Origin of the sequence: Sphaerochaeta sp. S2, from assembly GCF_016406725.1 — a bacterium.
Classification (GTDB): Bacteria; Spirochaetota; Spirochaetia; order Sphaerochaetales; family Sphaerochaetaceae; genus Sphaerochaeta.
In genome coordinates, this window is the sequence record NZ_JAEKNT010000372.1 from 1 (window position 1) to 1,871 (window position 1,871).

General features: G+C 47.9%; 3 protein-coding genes. 1 reads left to right on the forward strand and 2 read right to left on the reverse strand.

Annotated features, from left to right (window positions below):
• A partial coding sequence (locus JF818_RS10945) for an arginase family protein (RefSeq protein ID WP_198892049.1) occupies positions 1–563 on the forward strand: 563 nt, incomplete at its 5' end.
• On the opposite strand, the gene JF818_RS10950 is transcribed toward JF818_RS10945, so the two are convergent.
• Both JF818_RS10950 and JF818_RS10955 read right to left on the reverse strand, forming a co-directional pair.
• Positions 537–962 (reverse strand): flavodoxin, encoded by a 426-nt coding sequence (locus JF818_RS10950; protein ID WP_198892050.1) that lies wholly within the window; start codon positions 960–962, stop codon positions 537–539. The two genes, JF818_RS10945 and JF818_RS10950, sit on opposite strands and share 27 nt — an antisense overlap.
• 105 nt (positions 963–1,067) lie before the next feature.
• Positions 1,068–1,871: lipopolysaccharide assembly protein LapB (locus JF818_RS10955; protein ID WP_198892051.1), on the reverse strand; the 804-nt coding region annotated here is incomplete at its 5' end.

Here is a 1,871-nt window from a genome sequence, read left to right on the forward strand (position 1 = left end):
ATTCAGTAACAAATGCAGCAATTCCTCTCTTGAGAGACCGATTTCCCCAAGGGGAGGTCGGTATCCTGCAGTTCGATGCACACATGGACCTAAGGGATGCCTATGAAGGCAGCAAACTCAGCCATGCATCGGTCATGAGACGTGCTGTAGAGGCAGGCATTCCCCTTTTTCAGGTAGGGATAAGGAATTATAGTGAGGAAGATCTTGAGGCACGTGAGCGCTACCAGGTTGGTCACTATGATGCATCATTTCTCTACAGCCAGAAGAATACACACTCGCTGGAAACCTTGGATCTTCCATCTGATTTTCCCAAACAACTATATGTCACCTTCGATGTTGATGCATTCGATTGTGGGTTGATGAATGCCACCGGAACCCCTGATCCAGGTGGACTCTCATGGTGGGATGCAATTACGTTACTTACCGTTCTTACCAAGGATAGGACGATTATTGGGTGCGATGTAGTGGAATTGGCTCCCAATGCCTTACATCATCCCTCCTATACTGCAAGCAAGCTTACGTATTTCCTGATGGGATTAGCCAGCAAGCGCTGTTCCCAGTGAAAAGGCTGCATTCAACGCTTCTTCTTCAGGGGTGTCCAAGGCGATGACCGGGTCGGCAACCAATACTGCTCCTGCTTCCTTGGTGACTTCAGCCCAGTCTTCCATCCACTCTCCATCTCCCCATCCATATGAGCCGAAGAGCCCAACCGGTTTTCCCTCTAGATGGGGAAGGAGTGCATTGAACATTGGTTCGAATACTTCATCCTCCAAGCTTTCAGAGCCCATTGCAGGACACCCAAAAGCTACCGCGTCATAGCTATCAAGCAAATCGGCAGAGAAGAGACCGGCCTTGATCACCTTGATATCTGCACCGGCTTCCTTGGCTCCTTTTGCCACCGCTTGAGCCAAGGCTTCGGTATTTCCCGTCCCACTGTAATAAACAATTGCAATACGTTTCATCGATCCTCCTAAGGAGATTAATACTAGTTATATAATAAGGGTTAGACATAGCTAACATATATGGTAAGTATTACACTATTGTCGTGATGCATGTCAAGAAAGTACTTATCGGTTGTTGTGTTCAGCTGCCTTGAGAAGTCGTTGCATTTTCAAAGCCAATGGAGAGGCAGGACCAAAATAGACGTGGGCTTTACGATGAGCCCATCGGTAGAGCGTTCTTGCATCCTCCACTTCCCCGAGCTTTCGATAGCATCGCGCTATATGTACAAGCAGTCCAATTTTCTCTGCTTCAGAGGCGAAATCTGATTCTATATCAAGGTAGGACCGGATAATCCTGTACTGCTCGAGCGCTTCTCTCCAGGCATATCGCCTCTCCAGGCATACCCCAAGTGCACAGCGAGCCATAATACTCTGGCTGCTCGTGGATCCTTGGAATGAGGTAAGGATGGTGAGTACCTGCTGACGGAGCAGAAGCTCCTCATCGAACTTCTTCTTGATATGGTAGATGTCTGCCTGCAGGCAGAGTGAATCGATATAGAGATCATAGGAGGGACCATTCTCTTTGGTGTAATCACGACCAAGCAGCTCCTCAACAATGGATTGTGCCTCAGCACTCTGTCCATCATCAAGATAGGAGTTGCCTAAGGCGATCATAGCCTCAATGGTTGACTCATCATCATCACCATGAAGAATCTGGTTCGTCTGATATATCTGTTGTGCAACCTCCAATTCTTTATGGGTCTCTCCTGCACGGTAGTAAGCCATGTTCAAATCCCCCATCAGGAGAATGTATTCTTGATTCATGGGGCCATATTCGTTGAAGTGAGCTATGCGCTTCTTCTCCAGATCAGCGATATTCTGATGAACCCGTGCAAAGTAGAGCGGGTCATCAAGTTCACTGGAGAGTAG